This is a genomic window from Micromonospora sp. Llam0, from assembly GCF_003751085.1.
In the GTDB taxonomy this organism is placed as follows: domain Bacteria; phylum Actinomycetota; class Actinomycetes; order Mycobacteriales; family Micromonosporaceae; genus Micromonospora_E.
In genome coordinates this window covers 261,444-276,941 of sequence record NZ_RJJY01000001.1, presented here as the reverse complement: position 1 = coordinate 276,941, position 15,498 = coordinate 261,444, and the positions used below count along the sequence as shown (strand labels likewise).

Here is a 15,498-nt window from a genome sequence, read left to right as displayed (position 1 = left end):
CGGCGACCCGCGTCCGAGGCCGCCGCGCCACCCGTCGAGGCCCACCAGATCTACTCATGGATCAGCAACGAACCAGCCGCACGCCCGCAACGCAAGTCACTCAACCGCATGTGCGAAAGACGGGTCTAGATAGCGCTGCTACCTTTCTGGCCGTGGATCAGGAACGGCGGGGCCAGTGGCTGCGCGGGGTGCTCGACCTCTGCGTGCTCGCGGCGCTGCACCGGCACGAGTCGTACGGCTACGAGCTGGCCCAGTCGCTGCAGGCGGCCGGACTCGGGCCGATCAAGGGCGGCACCCTCTACCCCGTCCTGCTCCGGCTGCAACGGACCGGCCTGGTCGACGCCCGGTGGCGCGCCGGCACCAGCGGTCCGGCCCGCAAGTACTACCGGCTGACCGAGTCCGGTGCGCGGCGGCTGCGCCAGGCCACCTCCGACTGGCGGTCCTTCGCCACCGGCGTCGACACGATCCTGCCGGAGGTGACCACCTCGTGAACCAGCAGACCTGGCTGGCCGCCCTGACCGGCGAGCTGCACCGGCACGGCGTCGACCACGAGTTGGCCGGACACGTCGTCGCGGAGGCCGCGGCCCACCTGTACGACAGCGGCGAACCACCGTTGGCGGTCTTCGGCACCCCGGCCGAGTACGCCACCGACGTGGCACGCAGCGTAGGCGGGCCAGCCCAGCTGCCGCGCCGGGTCCACCCGGGCCCGGTCCGGCTCGACGTGCAGGACGTCACCAAGCTTTGCTGACCATCGTCGGGCTGCAGATGGTGATGGACCCGGCCAGCCCGGCCGCACGGGCACTGCCGTTCTGGTTCAGCCGGGAGATCGCCACCTACGCGATCGACCACACCGACAGCGGCTACCTCGGCCGAGGGCTGCTGCACGGCGCGGTCGTCGCGGTCACGATGGTCGCCCTGGTCGCGATCGCCACCGGGGTACGGCTGCGCCGCCGACCCCACCTGCGGTTCGGGTGACAGATCTGCACCCGGTCAGCGGCCGACCGGGTGCACCAGCTCCGGCGACGCGGTGTCCAGCGGCACCGCCGCCGGCGGCACCAGACCGAGCTGCACGCCCTGGCGCGACAGCAACGACTCCAACGTCCAGTCGGCCGCCACCCGGATCCGGTTGCCCGGGATCGACGCCAGGTGGTAGCCCCGGGTCACCGCCTTCGCCAGCGGGCCGGAGATCGGCACGTGCAGCGGGTTCGCCGCCGCCTGCGCGCCGCCGAGGTCGACCACGAACCCGAGATCCTTGTGCCGGTACGGGCGGAACGAGCCGTGCCCGTACGACGCGGCGACGTTCTGTGCGGCCAGCTTGCCCTGCCGGACGGCGTGCTGGGCGGTCATCGGGGTGACCTCGCCCGGCCGGTTCGGGTCGGGCACCGCGGCGGCGTCACCGCACGCGTACACCTCCGGATGCTGCGGTACGGCGAGGAACTCGTCGACCACCAGCCGGCCCTTCAGAGTGGTCAGTCCCAGATCGTCCACCACCGGGTCGGGTCGCACCCCGACACACCAGATCAACGACCGGGTCGGGATGAACTCCCCGTCGGACAGATGCACGCCGTCGCTGGTCGCCTCGCGGACCGAGGTGCCGAACCGGGTCTCGACACCCCGCGCGTCGAGGACCTTCTGCGCGGTGACCGACATCCGCTGGTCCAGCTCGGGCAGCACCCGGTCGGCCAGGTCGAGCAGCAGCCAGCGCACCTGCTGGCCGGCCAGTCGGGGATGCCGGCGGACCAGCAGGTCGGTGGCGCTCACGCAGTGCGCCGCCACCTCGGTGCCGGTGTATCCGGCCCCGACCACGACGAAGGTGCATCGGGTGGCCCGCTCGGCCGGATCGTCGCTCAGGTCGGCGAGTTCGATCTGCCGGGTGAGGTGGTCGCGCAGGTAGAGCGCCTCCGGCAGGGTCCGGAACCCGTGCGCGTGCTCGTTGGCGCCGGGGATCGGCAGCAGCTTGTTGACGCTGCCGATGGAGACGATCAACCGGTCGTAGCTCAGCTCGGCCCGGTCGCCCTCACCGTCGACGTAGCAGATCCGCCGGTCCGGCAGGTCGATCTGGTCGATCTCGCCGAGCACCACCCGTACGCCGGGCAGGGTGTCCGGCAGCGAGACGGTGACCCGGCGCGGCTCCAGCACACCCGAGGCGACCTCGGGCAGCAGCGGCACGTACAGGAAGTAGTCGGTCGGGTTGATCAGGACGATCTCGGCGGACCCCCGGGCCAGCCGGGACAGGGTACGGGCCGCCTGGTAGCCGGCGAAGCCGGCACCCGCGATGACGATGCGTGGTCGCTTCATGCTGATCTCCGATCGGGGTGGGTGGGCGCAAGCGGGTGTCCCCGTGTCTGCCGGACCCGGGCGCCGGGGAAACGGGGCAGACCTGTCGGGGACACCCACCAGAGGGTTCCGGCACCGCTCACCGGCCCGAGGGCGCGGCGGCGGGCCCGGTGGTCAGTTGTTCGGGTCGTCGGTGCTGATGTCGGCCAGCACCGAGTCCGGTTCCCACTCGACGGCGAGGTCACCCATGGAGACCACGCCGACCAGGCGGCCGTCGTCGACCACCGGCAGTCGCCGTACCGAGTAGGTCCGCATCAGCTCGGCGGCCGCGACCGCGTCGTCGTACGGCGACACGACCACCACGTCCTCGGTGATGATCTGGCTGAGCTGGGTCATCGACGGATCCATCTCGGATGCCACCGCCCGGACCGTAATGTCCCGGTCGGTCACGATCCCCTGGATGTCGCTACCCTTGGTGACGATGATGTCGCCGATGTCGGCGTCCCGCATCTGTCGCGCCGCCGCCGTCAACATGTCACTCGCGTCCATGGTGAACGGCCGGGCCGTCATGAACTCTCCGACGGTCGTCATCGCGCACTCCTCTCGGTGTCGGCGCCGTCTTCGGGGTACCCGGGGCCGGGGACGGAAAACCAGCGCCCTCCCCCGGTCGGTGGGATCGGCTACGCTCGCAGGTCGGAACGGCTGCGCCGGCACGAGGTGCACGGGCGGGCAGGCCGGGTAGGGAGCACGTCGTGTGGGCACGCCGGGTCAGCTGGCGTAAGCCTCTTTCGCCGGATTCGCGGGTGCCGCACCCGGCCGACCGGTCGTTGCTGCACCGCACCGAACGCTGGCGCGGGATGCCGCTGGCGTTGGCGCTGATCGCGGTCATCACCGTCATCGACGTGCTGACCCAGACCAACGCGGTCGTCCTCGGGTTCCTGTCGCTGGCCCCGCTGCTCGCCGCCGCCGTCGAGAAGACCCGACGGACCGCGCTGGTCACCGCGGTCGCCTGCGTCGTCGCGTTGGTCGCCGGGCTACCCAGCGGCATGTTCGGCAGCCTGGACCATCTGCTGCGCAGCAGTGTCGTCTTCGCGGTCGGCATCGTGTCGATCTACGTGGCCCGGTCCCGGAACCTGCGGGAGGCCCGACTGCGCCGGATGACCGAGATCGCCGAGGTCGCGCAGCGGGCGGTGCTGCGCGCACCGCCACCGCAGCTGCGCGATGTCGCCCTGGTCGCCCGGTACTTGTCCGCGTCCGAGGCGGCCAATGTCGGCGGTGACCTGTTCGCCGTCGTGGACAGCCCGTACGGGACCCGGATCATCATCGGGGACGCGTGCGGCAAAGGCCTGCAGGCGGTCCAGATGTCGGCCACCGTGATGGGTGCATTCCGGCAGTCCGCCTTCGTACAGCAGGAGCTGTCCGCCGTCGCCGCCGACCTGGACCAGGCGGTGTACCGGGACGGGATGGGTACTCGCCAACCGGCGCAGTTCGTCACCGCCGCCCTGGTGCAGCTCACCGACGACGCGCTGACCGTGATCAACTGTGGCCATCCGGCGCCGGCGCTGCGTACCGCCGACGGGACGCTGGAGATCCTGGAGCCCGGTGACCGGCACCCGCCGCTGGGGCTGCGCCGCGACGCGCCGGAACCACTCCGGGTGACCCGGCCGTGGCAGGTCGGAGACCGGCTGCTGCTCTACACCGACGGGTTGGTGGAGGCCCGCAACGGCCACGGTGAGTTCCTCGCCTCGGACCGGGTGACCGCGTGCCTGGAGCTGCCGGACCGGCAGGAGGTGCTGGACCGCGTCGTCGCCGAGCTGCAACGCCACGCCGGCGGCCAGATCAGCGACGACGCCGCAATGCTGCTCACCGAACGGGTCGCCGCCGACTGACGACCCGTTCCGGCGGTGTGACGGTTGATCGGTCCGGTGACAGCTGGCTCAGGCCGCCGTGGCGATCAGCAACTCGGCGATCTGCACCGCGTTCAGGGCGGCGCCCTTGCGCAGGTTGTCGTTGGCGCAGAACAGCGCGAGGCCGTGCTCGACGGTCTCGTCGACCCGGATCCGGCCGACGTACGTCGGGTCCTGGCCGGCGGCCTGCAGCGGCGTCGGCACGTCGGACGGTGCCACGCCGGGCGCGTCGGCCAGCAGCTCAGCCGCCCGCCGCGGGTCGATCGGCCGGGCGAACCGGGCGTTGATCTGCAGCGAGTGGCCGGTGAACACCGGCACCCGGACGCAGGTCCCACTCACCCGCAGCTCAGGGATGCCGAGAATCTTGCGACTCTCGTTGCGCAGCTTCTGCTCCTCGTCGGTCTCGTCGGAGCCGTCGTCGACGATCGAGCCGGCCAGCGGCAGCACGTTGAACGCGATCGGCGCGGCGAATGACCGGGGCGCCGGGAACTCCACCGCGCCGCCGTCGAAGGTCAGCGCCGCCGCGCCCTCGGCCACCTTGCGGACCTGCTCGTCCAGCTCGGCGACGCCGGCCAGGCCGGCACCGGAGACCGCCTGGTAGGTCGAGACGACCAGGCTGACCAGGCCGGCCTCGTCGTGCAGCGGACGCAGCACCGGCATCGCCGCCATCGTGGTGCAGTTCGGGTTGGCGATGATGCCCTTCGGGCGGTCGGCGGCGGCCTGCGGGTTCACCTCGGCGACCACCAGCGGTACGTCGGGATCCATCCGCCAGGCCGACGAGTTGTCGACCACCACGGCGCCGGCCGCCGCGACCCGGGGCGCCAACTCCTTCGACGTGGCCTTGCCGGCGGAAAAGAGCGCGATGTCCAAGCCGCGGTAGTCGGCGGTGGCGGCGTCCTCGACGACGATCCCGCTGCCGCGCCACGGCAGGGTCCGACCGGCCGAGCGGGCCGAGGCGAACAACCGCAACTCGTCGACGGGCACCGCCCGCTGCTCCAGCACCTGCCGCATGACGCCACCGACCTGCCCGGTCGCGCCGACAATTCCGATCCTCATGTCGCAACCCCGATCCTCATGCTGCGAAGGTTACCGACGGGCCGGGCCGGGACGGAACCGAGTTGTCCGGCGTCACCTTCCGACCCGTCGGCGTACCCCCGCCCGATCAGTTCAGGTACGCGCGGTCAGTTCAGGTACCGGCGGGCCAGCTGCGGCTGCCGCCACATCGGCCAGAGCAGCGGACCGCCGTCGGGCAGATGGAACGGGGCCGTGGCGGTGAGCCGGTAGCCGAGCCGGGCGTACAGATCACGGGCCCCGGGGCTGCTGGCCACCACGTAGGCGGCGCTGCCGGCGGTGTCGAAGATGGCGTGCCGGTGGTTCAGCAACGCCGTACCGAGGCCGTAGCCCTGCCGGTCCGGAGCGACCCCGAGGTACGCCAGGTAGTGGTGCTCGCCCACCGGGTGTCGTTCGGCGAGTGCGTTGTCCAGCAGCCGGAACCGGTAGGCGTACTCACCGCAGGTGTCGTCGAGCAGCTGCTCGTACTCGACCGGGTTCGGCAGGATCAGGCTGCACGGGCGCCACACCGCCACCGCGCTGTAGTCCTCGGTCCGGTAGATGCTGCCCTGGCGCAGCCCGTAGTCGATCAACGCCGGGCAGAACCGCTGGTAGACCCGGCGACGGGCGACCGGGTCCGGGATCAGCCAGGACGACTCCGGGGTGTCCAGAAATGCCTCCACCAGTGTCTTGGCCACTTGCGGGGTATCGGTGTAGGTCGCGTACCGGATCATCACCGACGTGTGGAGCTGGGGCATCAGCGCTCGCCTCTCTGCGGCACATTGCGGACACCTGGGTACAACGGACGACACACCGTCGCGGGTTCGAATGTATTTGCCCGCCTACCGACCGCGAGCCGGTAGGCGGGCAAGGCGACGTCAGCGTGTGCAGGGCACGCAGTACCGGGCGTGCGGCAGGATTTCCAGCCGTTCCCCCGCCGCATCGGTCGCAGCGGCCGTAGCGACCCTCGGCGATCCGGTTCAGCGCCTCGACGGTCTGGTCGTAGCCGCGCCGGGCGGCGACGACCAGCGCGGTCCGGGTGTGCGCTTCGCCCGGGTCGCCGGTGTCGGCGGTGAGTTCGGTCAGCTGTGCCCGGTGTGTGTCCAACTGGTCGGCCAGTTGCACCCGTGCCTGTTCGATCCACTCGTTGCTGCGGGTGCCGTGCAGTTCGGTGCCCATCGGGTCTCCCTCAATAGAAAAAGGGCCGAAGCTGATCCGCTTCGCCCCTGGTGGCCGTCGTCGTGGTGGTGCGACGGCCGTCCGGAGGACCCCTGCCGGTAGGGCGCGGCAGGCCCGGCCGGCCAGCCGCACCGGGCACGACGGCGCCCGGCACGACGGCACCAGGCACGACGGCGCCCGGCACGACGGTGCGCACGCCGATCGGAGCCGTGACAGTCACGGCTCCGTCGCGCTGCGCAGGAATGATCATCCGGCAACCATAGGACGCCTCGACAGGAAAGCCAACACGTTAACCGCCTAACCGGACATACCAGACGGCCGGCGCGGACCTGGCGGCCCTGACGGACGCGATCTAGAAGGATCGTGGTCGATATACCGGCCAGATCCTTCTAGATCACGGGGTGTAGGTAGGTGCGGGCTCGGGGTGCGGGTGGTGGTTGTCGGCGGTTGCGCACCTGAACTAGTCTGAGATACAGCTAGTTGAGAAGCGACTTACATCCGGATGCGAACTAGTCAGAGCAGGGAGGTACGCGATGGGCGGCGCGACCGATCCGGCCGCGAACTGGATCCGGGCCGGACTCGGTCTGGCGATCATGGCCGCGCTCACCGAAGGCGACCGGCACGGGTATGCGCTGGCACAGCGGCTCGCCGAGTTCGGGCTCGGCCCGATCCGGGGCGGCGCGCTCTACCCGGTGCTGAACCGGCTGGAGTCCGAAGCGGCGGTGCGCTCCGACTGGCTGCCGGGCGAAGGCGGCCCGGGCCGGAAGGTCTACGCGATCACCGAGGCCGGTCGACAGCGGCTGGCGGACGAACGCACCCGATGGGGCGAGTTCACCGACGCGTTCGACCGGCTGCTCACAGCGACCAGCAACGACAACGGCAGCGGAAGCGGCAGCGGCAGCAGCAGCAGCGGCAGCGATGGCGGAAGCAGCAGCAGTGGCAATGGCGGTGGCAGTGACGACCAGCAACACCTGACGCAGGACAGCGACTGGGGAGGACGACCGACATGACAGAACCGACCGCGACGGCAGAACCCTTCGAGCGGTGGGAGATTCCCGCCCGGTTCGCGCTGAGCGACCGGGGTGTCGGGTACCACCTGGCGAACCCGATCATCGCCGATGTGCAGGCACACTGCGCGTACACCGGTCAGAGCCCGTACGACGCGTTCGGGTCCCCTGAGGAGTTCGCCCTGGTCGCGGCGGCGGAGCAGCCGGCACACCTACGCGAGAACCCGGACCGCAACGGCCTGACCCCGGGCGACTACCTGTCCGGCGGCCTGATGAGCCTGGGGCTGATCGGGCTCGGTGGGTCGCTGTTCTACGCCGTACTGGAACAGACCCTCAGCTTCCCGGCCAACCCGGCGGTGTCGACCGGGACGGCCCTCCTCGGTCTGGCGGTGTTCGTCGTCCGCGGCGTACCGGGCGCGCTGCGCGCCGCCGGCCGGCCACGGCTGGCCACCGCGTCGTTCGCCCTGGTCGCACTGCTGGCCGGGCTCGCCGTGACGGCGTTCTTCGCGCTGCCCCGCGAGCCGGTGTTCCGCGTTCCGGTCTTCGCTCTCGCCGGGGTGTCGCTGCTGGTACTGCTGTGGCAGCTACGCGGGCCGGCCAAGCCGCGTCAGCCGATCGTGCACACCCCGCCCACCCCGCGTACGGCGGGGCACGACAACGACGAAGCGGACGTGGACGCGTGGTTCCGCCGGCTCACCGGCCTGCTGGTCGGCCGCTACGACCTCACCCCGCAACGGGCCGGCGAGTTGGCCCGGCAGGCCCGCAACCACCTTGTCGCGGCCCCGGGGACCATCCCGGACAGCGAGTTCGGTCCGGTCGAGGAGTACGCCCGGGAGCTCGCCGACCACGAACCTCAGCGACGCGTCCCGTTCTGGCGCACCGCACCCGCCATGCTGATCGGCAGCCTCGCCGGGCTCAGCCTCACGGTCAGCGCGTTCCTGGCCTGGTCCGCCCAGGGCCACTACTGGGCGGCGTACGGTGTCGCCCTGCCTGCCGCCCTCGGGTCGGCGTGGTACGCGGGCGTGTACCTGCTCGGCACCCTGCGCCTGCTGCGACGGCGCTAAGCCTGGCACCCCGACAGCAGCACCCACGGCAACCTGCCCCGCCCGGCGAGGATCAGTCGGCGTCGTGCAGCTCCCCCAGTCCGGAGGCGGTCAGTTCGTCGCGGATCTTCGCCGCGTCGCCCTCCACCACCAGGGTCAGCCCTTCGGCCTGCAGGTGGGTGGCGGCGGCGACGGAGACCTGCTCGACCGTCGCCGACAGCAGCTCGTCGCGCAGCCGGGCGTGGTAGTCGTCGGGCAGCCCGTGCACGACCAGGGTCGCCAGGGCGCTGGCGATCGCTGGCGGGGTCTGCAGCTCGACCGAGAGCTGGCCGGCGCGCCACGACCGGGCCACCGCCAACTCCTCCTCGGTCACCCCGTCGGCCTGGGTACGGGACACCTCACCGACCGAGTCGATCAGGGCGGGCGCGGTGACCCCGGTCTGCACACTGGAGCTGACCGCGAAGCGCCCGAACCGGCGGGACATCCCGAAGTCCGACCGGATGCCGTACGTGTAGCCGCGTACCTCGCGGATCAGGTGGTTGAGCCGGGACGTGAAGGCTCCACCGAGGACGGTGCTGGCCAGGGTCATCGGCACGTAGTCGGGGTGGGCCCGGTGCGGCGCCGGGTGGCCGAGCCGCAACGTGGACTGCACCGCGCCCGGCCGGTCGACCAGGATGATCCGCCGATGGTCCCGCAAGGTGACCGGCAGCGGCGGTCCGGGCTGCGACGGCGATCCGGTCGCCCCGGCGAAGGCGGCCACGCCGAGCGCGTCCAGGTCGATCAGGTCCAGGTCGCCGGCGACCAGCAGGGTGCCGGGCCGGGTGAACCAGGCACTGTGGAAGTCGACGACGTCCGCCACGGTCACCGCCGCCACCGATTCGGGATCGCCGCTCATCGGCCGGCCGTGCCGCTGATCGGCACCGAACAGGTCGGCGCGCAGCGCGGCTTCGGCCCGGGGCCCCGGGTTGGCCCAGTACATCCGCAGCGCAGTCGCCTCGTCGTCGCGGACCCGTTCGACATCGGACGGATCCAGCCGGGGGGTCCGGACCGCCTCGGTGAGCAGTTCGACGGCCGCGCCGAGCCGGTCGGTGCTGACCTGCACGCCGATCCGGAACGAGTCCCAGTCGGCGGAGATCGACAGCTCGGTGCCGAGACTTTCCAGGACCAGGGCGTACGCGGCCGAGTCCCGGGCCTCGGTGCCCTCTTCGAGTGCCTTGGCGAGCACTCCGGCCAGCCCTTCCCTGCCGACCGGTTCCCGGCTGGCGCCGGCGTCCAGCAGCAGGGTCGCCACCGCCAGCCGGTGGCCGGGCAGATGGGCGGCGACGATCTCGCCACCGGCCACGCTGCGCCGGACCACGTCCGGGAAACGGTACGGCCGGGCGGCGCCCGGTCCGGGACGCTGCGCGATGATCGTCACTGGTCGCCCTCCGGCAGGTAGCTGAGCTGGACCCGGTTGTCCGGCCGCAACAGGTGTGCGGCCTCGTCGTTGACCGCCTCGGCGGTGACCGCCAGCCAGCCCGGCAGCCGCTCCCCGGCGCGGGCCGGGTCACCGAACTGGGTGGCGTAGCGACCGAGCGTGTCGGCCCGACCCTCGAAGCTGGCGACCTGACGCCACCAACCGGTGGTGAGCAGCGCCTTGGCCCGGTCGACCTCAGCGTCGGTGACGCCGTCGCGGGCCACCTCGTCGAGCACCTCGATCAGGCCGTCGGCGAGCCGCTGGGCGGTCACCGTCGGCTGGGCGGTCGCCGTGATGATCAGCGGCGCGGGCGCGTGCGCCAGGTCGACGCCGTACGCGCCCAGGTAGTCGGGCTGCGCGATCCGGGCACCGTCGGCCAGCCGTTGGTAGAGCCGGCTGCCCCGGCCACTGCCCAGCACCGTGCCGAGCACGGTCGCCGCGTCGTAGGCCGGGGTCCCGAACGGGTGGGTGCGGTAGGTGAGGTAGTGCCGGGCGGCCGGCACGTCGGCGGTGACCGTCGCGCTGACCGGGCCGGCCAGCGGCGCCGGCGTACGCCCGTCCGGCGCCGGCGGGATGTCGGCCCGCGCGGCGATCCCGCCGAAGTACTTGTCCGCCAGGCTGAACACCTCGTCGGCGTCGGTGTCGCCGACCACGGTCAGCACCGCGTTGTTCGGCGCGTAGTACATCTCGTGGAACGCCTGGAAGGTGGCCAGGTCGGCGGCGTTCAGGTCGTCCATCGAGCCGATCGTGGCGTGGTGGTACGGGTGCCCCGGCGGGTAGAGCAGGGGCAGCAGCCGCAGCCAGGCGTCGCCGTACGGGACGTTGTCGTAGCGCTGCCGCCGCTCGTTCTTGACCACCTCGCGCTGGTTGTCCAGCGTCTCCTGGGTCAGCGCCGGCACCAGGCCGCCCATCCGGTCGGCTTCCAGCCACAGTGCGAGGGCCAGATGCTCGGCGGGGACGGTCTCGAAGTAGTTGGTCCGGTCCGGGTTGGTGGTGGCGTTGAGTGAGCCGCCCGCGCCCTGCACCAACTTCATGTGCTCGGTCTTGGCGACGTTGACCGATCCCTCGAACATCAGGTGCTCGAAGAGGTGGGCGAATCCGGTCCGGCCGGCGGGCTCGTGACGTGAGCCCACGTCGTACCAGAGATTGACCGCGACCACCGGTGCGCTGGAGTCGGGGCTGACGACGACCCGCAGGCCGTTGTCCAGCCGGGTGGTCTCGATCGGCCAGGGGTACCCGTTGGGCGACATGCGCCCGACGTTATCCGATCGGGGCCCCGGCCGGCCGCACCGGGCCGGCCGGGTGCCGTCGCTCGCCGCCCGGCGCTTTCGGAATCAGCCGGTGCCGTCGGAGTCAGCCGGGCGGCTCGCTGCCCGGCTGCGGACGCGGCTGCTCGCGCCGGTCGGAGTCGTCCAGAATGGCGGCGGCCTGCCGCACCGGGTCGTCGCTGCCGGCCGCCTCCTCCTCCGGCAGCAGGTGGCCGGCGCGCGATTCGATCCGCTCCGCCTCGGTTTCGACGTCGGCTGCCGCCTGGCCCGTGGTGGCGGCGCCCGGTGGTGGTGGGCCGGTGAACGGGTCGTCGTCGGTGTCAGTGTTCATGGGCCGGTTGGTTACCCGGGCGGCGGCCGAGTCATGCATGCCGCCCTCCACGCAGGTCAGGAACGGAACGGGCCGCGTACCTCGTAGGTGATGCCGCCGGAGGACGCCCCCGAGGTGCCGCGCTGCGACGAGAAGTACAGCCGGCCGCCGGCCGGGGCGAACGCCGGACCGCAGATCTCCGACGACGACTGACCGCTGATCCGCAGGAACGGCGCAATCCGCTCGTCCGGGGTGATCAGGCAGATCTCCATGTTGCCGCCGTCCTCGGCGACGTACAGGTCACCGCCCGGCGTACCGACGATGTTGTCCACGCCGGTCAGCGGCGGAGTGCCGGAGACCAGCGAGTCGTCGTAGGCCAGATCGATCCGCTGGCCGACCGCGTCGTACGCCCAGACCCGGTTGTCGCCCTTGGTGGTGAACCAGCAGACGCCGTCGGCGTAGTGGCATCCTTCGCCGCCGTTGAACCGTTTCGCGCCGGAGACCTGGAAGCGGGTGGCGATCGGGCCGCCGTCCGGGTCCGGCACCCGGGCCCAGCTGACCGGCCCGCTGGTGCCGCTGCCGGCCACCAGCACCTCCAGGGTGCCGGTGGACAGGTCGCCCCAGGTGTCCGGCCGGAACCGGTAGAAGCAGCCGTTGCTCTCGTCCTCGGTCAGGTAGATCACGCCGCGGACCGGGTCGGCGGCGGCGGCCTCGTGGCAGAACCGGCCCATCGCCGGGCGCCGGACCGCGCCGGTGCCACCCAGCGGGTACGTCTCGTAGACGTACCCGCGGGCCACCTCCTCGCAGGAGAGCCAGGTGCCCCAGGGCATGGCGCCACCGGCGCAGTTGCGGTTGGTGTTCGCCAGGATCCGGTACGCCGAGACGACGTCGCCGCTGGCGTCGAACCGGATCGCCGAGGCGCCGCCGGTGCGGGAGATCTCCGAGTTGGAGACGTACACCCAGCCGGTCCCGGCGGCGAAGCAGGCACCGCCGTCCGGTGCGTCGTGCCAGACGTACGAGGTGTCGCCGACCCGCTGCCGGGACCGGGCCACGACCCGGCTGGTGAAGCCGGCGGGTAGTGCGATGCCGTTGGCGTCGGGGCTGCCGAGTGGCCCGTACGGGCTGGCGCCAGGTTGCGCCGGTGCGGCGAAGGCGCCGGTCCAGAGACTGCCGGAGAAGGCGGCGGCACCAGCGCCGACCACCGTGGCACGCAGTACGCTACGACGATCCATCTCGACCTCCATCGATGCTCGTGGCAATCGATGAAGCTAGATGGCGCTGGTGGCCACGGATGTCGACCGGGGTTAACGGGTGGCGAGGACCGGCCGAAGTCCGGTGGTGGCACCCGGCAGGGGGTGGCACTCAGCGGCCGATCCGGTACAGTGTGCGTCGTGACGCGCACGTATCGATGGTTTAGGCAGCCGGCCCTGGTGCCGGTGGCTCAGCCTTGACCTGACGTCACCCCACCAGAGCCGGCCAAGGGCAGCGGGCATCGAGCCCCCTGCCCTTTCGTATGCCAACGAGCAGCCGGCTCGGCTGGGGGCGCCGGCTCCCCAGGGAGGCTGGCGGAAGGAACCGACACCACATGAGCACCTCCATCGGCCGCGTCGCCGATCAGCGCATCGACCGGGTCGTGCCGCTCACCACCCCGGCCCTACTGCACCACGAGCTGCCCCTCGACGACCAGCTCACCGCGCGGGTGCTGGACGGCCGACGAGCCGTCGCCGGCGTGCTCGACGGACAGGACGACCGGCTGCTGGTCGTGGTCGGCCCATGTTCGGTGCACGACCCGGCCGCCGCCCTGGAGTACGCGCACCTGCTCGCCGCCGCCGCGCAACGGCACGCCGACGACCTGTTGATCGTGATGCGGGTGTACTTCGAGAAGCCGCGGTCCACGGTCGGCTGGAAGGGTCTGATCAACGACCCGGGCCTGGACGGATCCGGGGACGTCAACTCCGGGCTGCGGATCGCCCGCTCGCTGCTGCTCGAGGTGCTGCGGGCCGGGCTGCCGGTGGGTTGCGAGTTCCTCGACCCGATCACCCCGCAGTACATCGCCGACGCGGTGGCCTGGGGGGCGATCGGTGCCCGCACCGTGGAGAGCCAGGTGCACCGGCAGCTGTCCTCCGGGCTGTCCATGCCGATCGGCATGAAGAACCGCCCGGACGGCAGCGTCGCCACCGCAGTGGACGCCATCCAGGCCGCCGCCGTGCCGCATGTCTTCCCCGGCATCGACATGTCCGGGACGCCGGCGATCCTGCACACCCGGGGCAACGCCGACTGCCACCTGGTGTTGCGCGGCGGTGCCGGTGAGCCCAACTACGACGCCACGTCGGTGGCCGCCGCGCTGGACCTGCTGCGGGCCGCCGGACTGCCGCAGCGGCTGGTCATCGATGCCAGCCACGGCAACAGCGGCAAGGACCACCGCCGGCAGCCGCTGGTCGTCGAGGACGTCGCCGGGCAGCTCGGCGCCGGGCAACGGGGCATCGTCGGGGTGATGCTGGAGTCGTTCCTGGTCGCCGGCCGGCAGGATCTGGACCCGACCAGGGATCTGGTGCACGGACAGTCGATCACCGACGCCTGCCTGGGTTGGGACCAGACCGCCCAGGTGCTGGGGCGGCTGGCGACAGCGGTCGGGGACCGCCGGGCGGCGCTGGCCGCCACGCAGCGGTAGCCCGCAGCGCTCGGCGCTGACCACGGCGCGACGGCCGGCCCCGGGCCGAGCCCAAGGGGTGGCCGGTCGCCGGGCGCGTGGTCAGCGGGTGGCGCGACCCGGGGCGTCGGTCAGCGGGTGGCGCGACCCGGGGCGTCGGTCAGCGGGTGGCGCGACCCGGGGCGTCGGTCGGCCGGTGGCCGGCCACCCGGGCGGCGATCCAGACGAAGAACACCGCCAGCGCGACCTGGATCGCGTGTCGCAGCCAGTCGATCCCGGCGGTCTCGCCGATGCCCAGCCAGGCGGCGATCACCCCGCCGAGCAGGGCGGCGGCGATTCCGACGCCGATGGTCAGCCAGACCGAGATGTTCTGCCGCCCGGGTAGCAGCAGACGTCCCAGAGCGCCGATGATCGCGCCGGCGACGAGCGCCCACAGAATGGTGCCGATCATGAGTCCACCTCCTGGCCCGAGCGTAGGTGCCTGGATCGGACCTGGAGGGCGGAACGCCGACGGTCGGCAGGATGAAACCGGCGGTACGGGTCGGTACGTGGACCGTCGTTTGCCATGCCGCGTGCGGGGTAGCAGGCGGAGGTGACCGATGAGACGGGCCGTGCCGAGCTGTACGCGCTACTCGACGACATCTACCTCGGCAAGGAACGTGTGAGCCGGGCCGAGATCGCCCGTCGGGCGGTCGCCGCCGAGCTACCCGCTCACCTGCTGACCAGGATCAACGCCCTGCCGGAAGGCGAATACGCCCAGGACGAGGCGGAAGAGGTCCTGCACTCCTCCACGGAAGGTGCCTGATCACCGATGGACGAGCATCAGAACCGGCCGGCCGCCGCACTCGGCCAGACCCCGGACGGCCAGCCGCCCGAGGACGACCCGGACTTCGCCGGCGAGCACGACGACACGGCGGTCTCCCACGACATCATCGAAGGAACCGACCGGGACCGGGAGCCGGAAACGCCCCGCGGCTGGTCCGGGATGGAGAAGCCCGGGTTCACCGCCGACTGACGGTCAACCGGCGTTGAGATTGTCGGTGACCGCCCGGACCAGGCTGGTCAGCGTCTCGTCGGCGAGTCGGGTCAGCTGCTCGTGCGGCAGGTCGGAGTCCAGTTCCAGGCGGAGCATGGCGCCGCCCGCCTGCACCGGGTACACCTGCACAACGGCCGCCCACGGGCCACCCGCGGTCGACCACCGGGCCTGCAGGTGGTCGCCGTGGGCGGGTTCCGCCGGCACCTGGCGCAGCGGCCCTGGCAGCCAGGCGGCCCGGCGGTCGGGGTCGGTCGCGGTGCCGAACGCCACCTCAGGGGGCGCGGAGACACCGCGCTCGGCGTAGGCGGGCACGAC

General features: G+C 72.0%; 20 protein-coding genes. 10 read left to right on the top strand and 10 right to left on the bottom strand.

Annotated features, from left to right (window positions below):
• Nucleotides 1–152: 152 nt before the first annotated feature.
• From EDC02_RS01340 to EDC02_RS01330, 3 genes are read left to right on the top strand one after another with little or no spacing between them, the layout of a single operon-like run.
• Entirely contained in the window at nucleotides 153–491 is a 339-nt protein-coding gene (locus EDC02_RS01340) for a PadR family transcriptional regulator (RefSeq protein ID WP_123600361.1), read from the top strand.
• Nucleotides 488–748 (top strand): hypothetical protein, encoded by a 261-nt coding sequence (locus EDC02_RS01335; protein ID WP_123600360.1) that lies wholly within the window; start codon nucleotides 488–490, stop codon nucleotides 746–748. The genes EDC02_RS01340 and EDC02_RS01335 overlap by 4 nt, the downstream gene beginning before the upstream one ends.
• Nucleotides 742–975: a hypothetical protein gene (locus tag EDC02_RS01330; protein WP_123600359.1), complete on the top strand. Its 234-nt coding sequence runs from the start codon at nucleotides 742–744 to the stop codon at nucleotides 973–975. The genes EDC02_RS01335 and EDC02_RS01330 overlap by 7 nt, the downstream gene beginning before the upstream one ends.
• A 15-nt stretch (nucleotides 976–990) precedes the next feature.
• Here the strand turns inward: EDC02_RS01330 and EDC02_RS01325 are convergent, their stop codons facing one another.
• Both EDC02_RS01325 and EDC02_RS01320 read right to left on the bottom strand, forming a co-directional pair.
• A complete protein-coding gene (locus tag EDC02_RS01325) occupies nucleotides 991–2,298 on the bottom strand; it encodes an NAD(P)/FAD-dependent oxidoreductase (RefSeq protein ID WP_123600358.1) in 1,308 nt (435 codons plus the stop codon).
• Nucleotides 2,299–2,451: 153 nt separating this feature from the next.
• Entirely contained in the window at nucleotides 2,452–2,868 is a 417-nt protein-coding gene (locus EDC02_RS01320; protein WP_123600357.1) for a CBS domain-containing protein, read from the bottom strand.
• A 161-nt stretch (nucleotides 2,869–3,029) separates the two neighbouring features.
• On the opposite strand from EDC02_RS01320, the gene EDC02_RS01315 reads away from it, so the two are divergent.
• On the top strand, nucleotides 3,030–4,166 hold the full coding sequence (locus tag EDC02_RS01315) for a PP2C family protein-serine/threonine phosphatase (protein WP_148083299.1): 1,137 nt from the start codon (nucleotides 3,030–3,032) through the stop codon (nucleotides 4,164–4,166).
• A gap of 48 nt (nucleotides 4,167–4,214) precedes the next feature.
• Here EDC02_RS01315 and EDC02_RS01310 read toward each other — a convergent pair whose 3' ends face one another.
• Nucleotides 4,215–5,240 (bottom strand): aspartate-semialdehyde dehydrogenase, encoded by a 1,026-nt coding sequence (locus EDC02_RS01310; protein WP_123600355.1) that lies wholly within the window; start codon nucleotides 5,238–5,240, stop codon nucleotides 4,215–4,217.
• 125 nt (nucleotides 5,241–5,365) lie between these two features.
• Nucleotides 5,366–5,992, bottom strand: coding sequence for a GNAT family N-acetyltransferase (locus EDC02_RS01305; protein WP_123600354.1), 627 nt, complete (start codon nucleotides 5,990–5,992; stop codon nucleotides 5,366–5,368).
• 127 nt (nucleotides 5,993–6,119) lie between these two features.
• Between EDC02_RS01305 and EDC02_RS01300 the strand changes: the two genes are divergently transcribed.
• The 3 genes from EDC02_RS01300 to EDC02_RS01290 all read left to right on the top strand — a co-directional run bounded on the left by EDC02_RS01300 (nucleotide 6,120) and on the right by EDC02_RS01290 (nucleotide 8,484).
• Entirely contained in the window at nucleotides 6,120–6,515 is a 396-nt protein-coding gene (locus EDC02_RS01300) for a hypothetical protein (protein ID WP_123600353.1), read from the top strand.
• 431 nt (nucleotides 6,516–6,946) lie between these two features.
• Nucleotides 6,947–7,423 (top strand): PadR family transcriptional regulator, encoded by a 477-nt coding sequence (locus EDC02_RS01295; protein WP_123600352.1) that lies wholly within the window; start codon nucleotides 6,947–6,949, stop codon nucleotides 7,421–7,423.
• Complete coding sequence (locus EDC02_RS01290; RefSeq protein WP_123600351.1) at nucleotides 7,420–8,484, top strand: hypothetical protein; 1,065 nt, start codon at nucleotides 7,420–7,422, stop codon at nucleotides 8,482–8,484. Before EDC02_RS01295 ends, EDC02_RS01290 begins: the two co-directional genes overlap by 4 nt.
• A 52-nt stretch (nucleotides 8,485–8,536) precedes the next feature.
• Here EDC02_RS01290 and EDC02_RS01285 read toward each other — a convergent pair whose 3' ends face one another.
• From EDC02_RS01285 to EDC02_RS01270, 4 genes are all read right to left on the bottom strand, one after another.
• Nucleotides 8,537–9,880 (bottom strand): pitrilysin family protein, encoded by a 1,344-nt coding sequence (locus EDC02_RS01285; RefSeq protein WP_123600350.1) that lies wholly within the window; start codon nucleotides 9,878–9,880, stop codon nucleotides 8,537–8,539.
• A complete protein-coding gene (locus EDC02_RS01280; protein ID WP_123600349.1) occupies nucleotides 9,877–11,169 on the bottom strand; it encodes a pitrilysin family protein in 1,293 nt (430 codons plus the stop codon). The genes EDC02_RS01285 and EDC02_RS01280 overlap by 4 nt, the downstream gene beginning before the upstream one ends.
• A 103-nt stretch (nucleotides 11,170–11,272) precedes the next feature.
• Nucleotides 11,273–11,518: a hypothetical protein gene (locus tag EDC02_RS01275; RefSeq protein WP_148083298.1), complete on the bottom strand. Its 246-nt coding sequence runs from the start codon at nucleotides 11,516–11,518 to the stop codon at nucleotides 11,273–11,275.
• Nucleotides 11,519–11,574: 56 nt separating this feature from the next.
• Nucleotides 11,575–12,729, bottom strand: coding sequence for an alkaline phosphatase PhoX (locus EDC02_RS01270; protein WP_123604386.1), 1,155 nt, complete (start codon nucleotides 12,727–12,729; stop codon nucleotides 11,575–11,577).
• 353 nt (nucleotides 12,730–13,082) lie between these two features.
• On the opposite strand from EDC02_RS01270, the gene EDC02_RS01265 reads away from it, so the two are divergent.
• A complete protein-coding gene (locus EDC02_RS01265) occupies nucleotides 13,083–14,168 on the top strand; it encodes a 3-deoxy-7-phosphoheptulonate synthase (RefSeq protein ID WP_123600347.1) in 1,086 nt (361 codons plus the stop codon).
• A gap of 139 nt (nucleotides 14,169–14,307) precedes the next feature.
• Here the strand turns inward: EDC02_RS01265 and EDC02_RS01260 are convergent, their stop codons facing one another.
• Nucleotides 14,308–14,598: a GlsB/YeaQ/YmgE family stress response membrane protein gene (locus EDC02_RS01260; protein WP_123600346.1), complete on the bottom strand. Its 291-nt coding sequence runs from the start codon at nucleotides 14,596–14,598 to the stop codon at nucleotides 14,308–14,310.
• 141 nt (nucleotides 14,599–14,739) lie between these two features.
• Between EDC02_RS01260 and EDC02_RS01255 the strand changes: the two genes are divergently transcribed.
• Nucleotides 14,740–14,952, top strand: a complete 213-nt coding sequence (locus tag EDC02_RS01255) for a hypothetical protein (RefSeq protein WP_123600345.1) — start codon at nucleotides 14,740–14,742, stop codon at nucleotides 14,950–14,952.
• A 6-nt stretch (nucleotides 14,953–14,958) separates the two neighbouring features.
• A complete protein-coding gene (locus EDC02_RS01250; RefSeq protein WP_123600344.1) occupies nucleotides 14,959–15,162 on the top strand; it encodes a hypothetical protein in 204 nt (67 codons plus the stop codon).
• A gap of 3 nt (nucleotides 15,163–15,165) precedes the next feature.
• Here EDC02_RS01250 and EDC02_RS01245 read toward each other — a convergent pair whose 3' ends face one another.
• Nucleotides 15,166–15,495 (bottom strand): hypothetical protein, encoded by a 330-nt coding sequence (locus EDC02_RS01245; protein WP_123600343.1) that lies wholly within the window; start codon nucleotides 15,493–15,495, stop codon nucleotides 15,166–15,168.
• Between the last annotated feature and the right edge of the window lie 3 nt (nucleotides 15,496–15,498).

Coding starts and splice junctions, on each gene's coding strand:
- EDC02_RS01325 (WP_123600358.1), bottom strand. CDS start 2,298: ATGAAGCGACCACGCATCGTCATCGCGGGTGCCGGCTTCGCCGGCTAC.
- EDC02_RS01320 (WP_123600357.1), bottom strand. CDS start 2,868: ATGACGACCGTCGGAGAGTTCATGACGGCCCGGCCGTTCACCATGGAC.
- EDC02_RS01310 (WP_123600355.1), bottom strand. CDS start 5,240: ATGAGGATCGGAATTGTCGGCGCGACCGGGCAGGTCGGTGGCGTCATG.
- EDC02_RS01305 (WP_123600354.1), bottom strand. CDS start 5,992: ATGCCCCAGCTCCACACGTCGGTGATGATCCGGTACGCGACCTACACC.
- EDC02_RS01295 (WP_123600352.1), top strand. CDS start 6,947: ATGGGCGGCGCGACCGATCCGGCCGCGAACTGGATCCGGGCCGGACTC.
- EDC02_RS01290 (WP_123600351.1), top strand. CDS start 7,420: ATGACAGAACCGACCGCGACGGCAGAACCCTTCGAGCGGTGGGAGATT.
- EDC02_RS01280 (WP_123600349.1), bottom strand. CDS start 11,169: ATGTCGCCCAACGGGTACCCCTGGCCGATCGAGACCACCCGGCTGGAC.
- EDC02_RS01275 (WP_148083298.1), bottom strand. CDS start 11,518: ATGAACACTGACACCGACGACGACCCGTTCACCGGCCCACCACCACCG.
- EDC02_RS01270 (WP_123604386.1), bottom strand. CDS start 12,729: ATGGATCGTCGTAGCGTACTGCGTGCCACGGTGGTCGGCGCTGGTGCC.
- EDC02_RS01265 (WP_123600347.1), top strand. CDS start 13,083: ATGAGCACCTCCATCGGCCGCGTCGCCGATCAGCGCATCGACCGGGTC.
- EDC02_RS01260 (WP_123600346.1), bottom strand. CDS start 14,598: ATGATCGGCACCATTCTGTGGGCGCTCGTCGCCGGCGCGATCATCGGC.
- EDC02_RS01250 (WP_123600344.1), top strand. CDS start 14,959: ATGGACGAGCATCAGAACCGGCCGGCCGCCGCACTCGGCCAGACCCCG.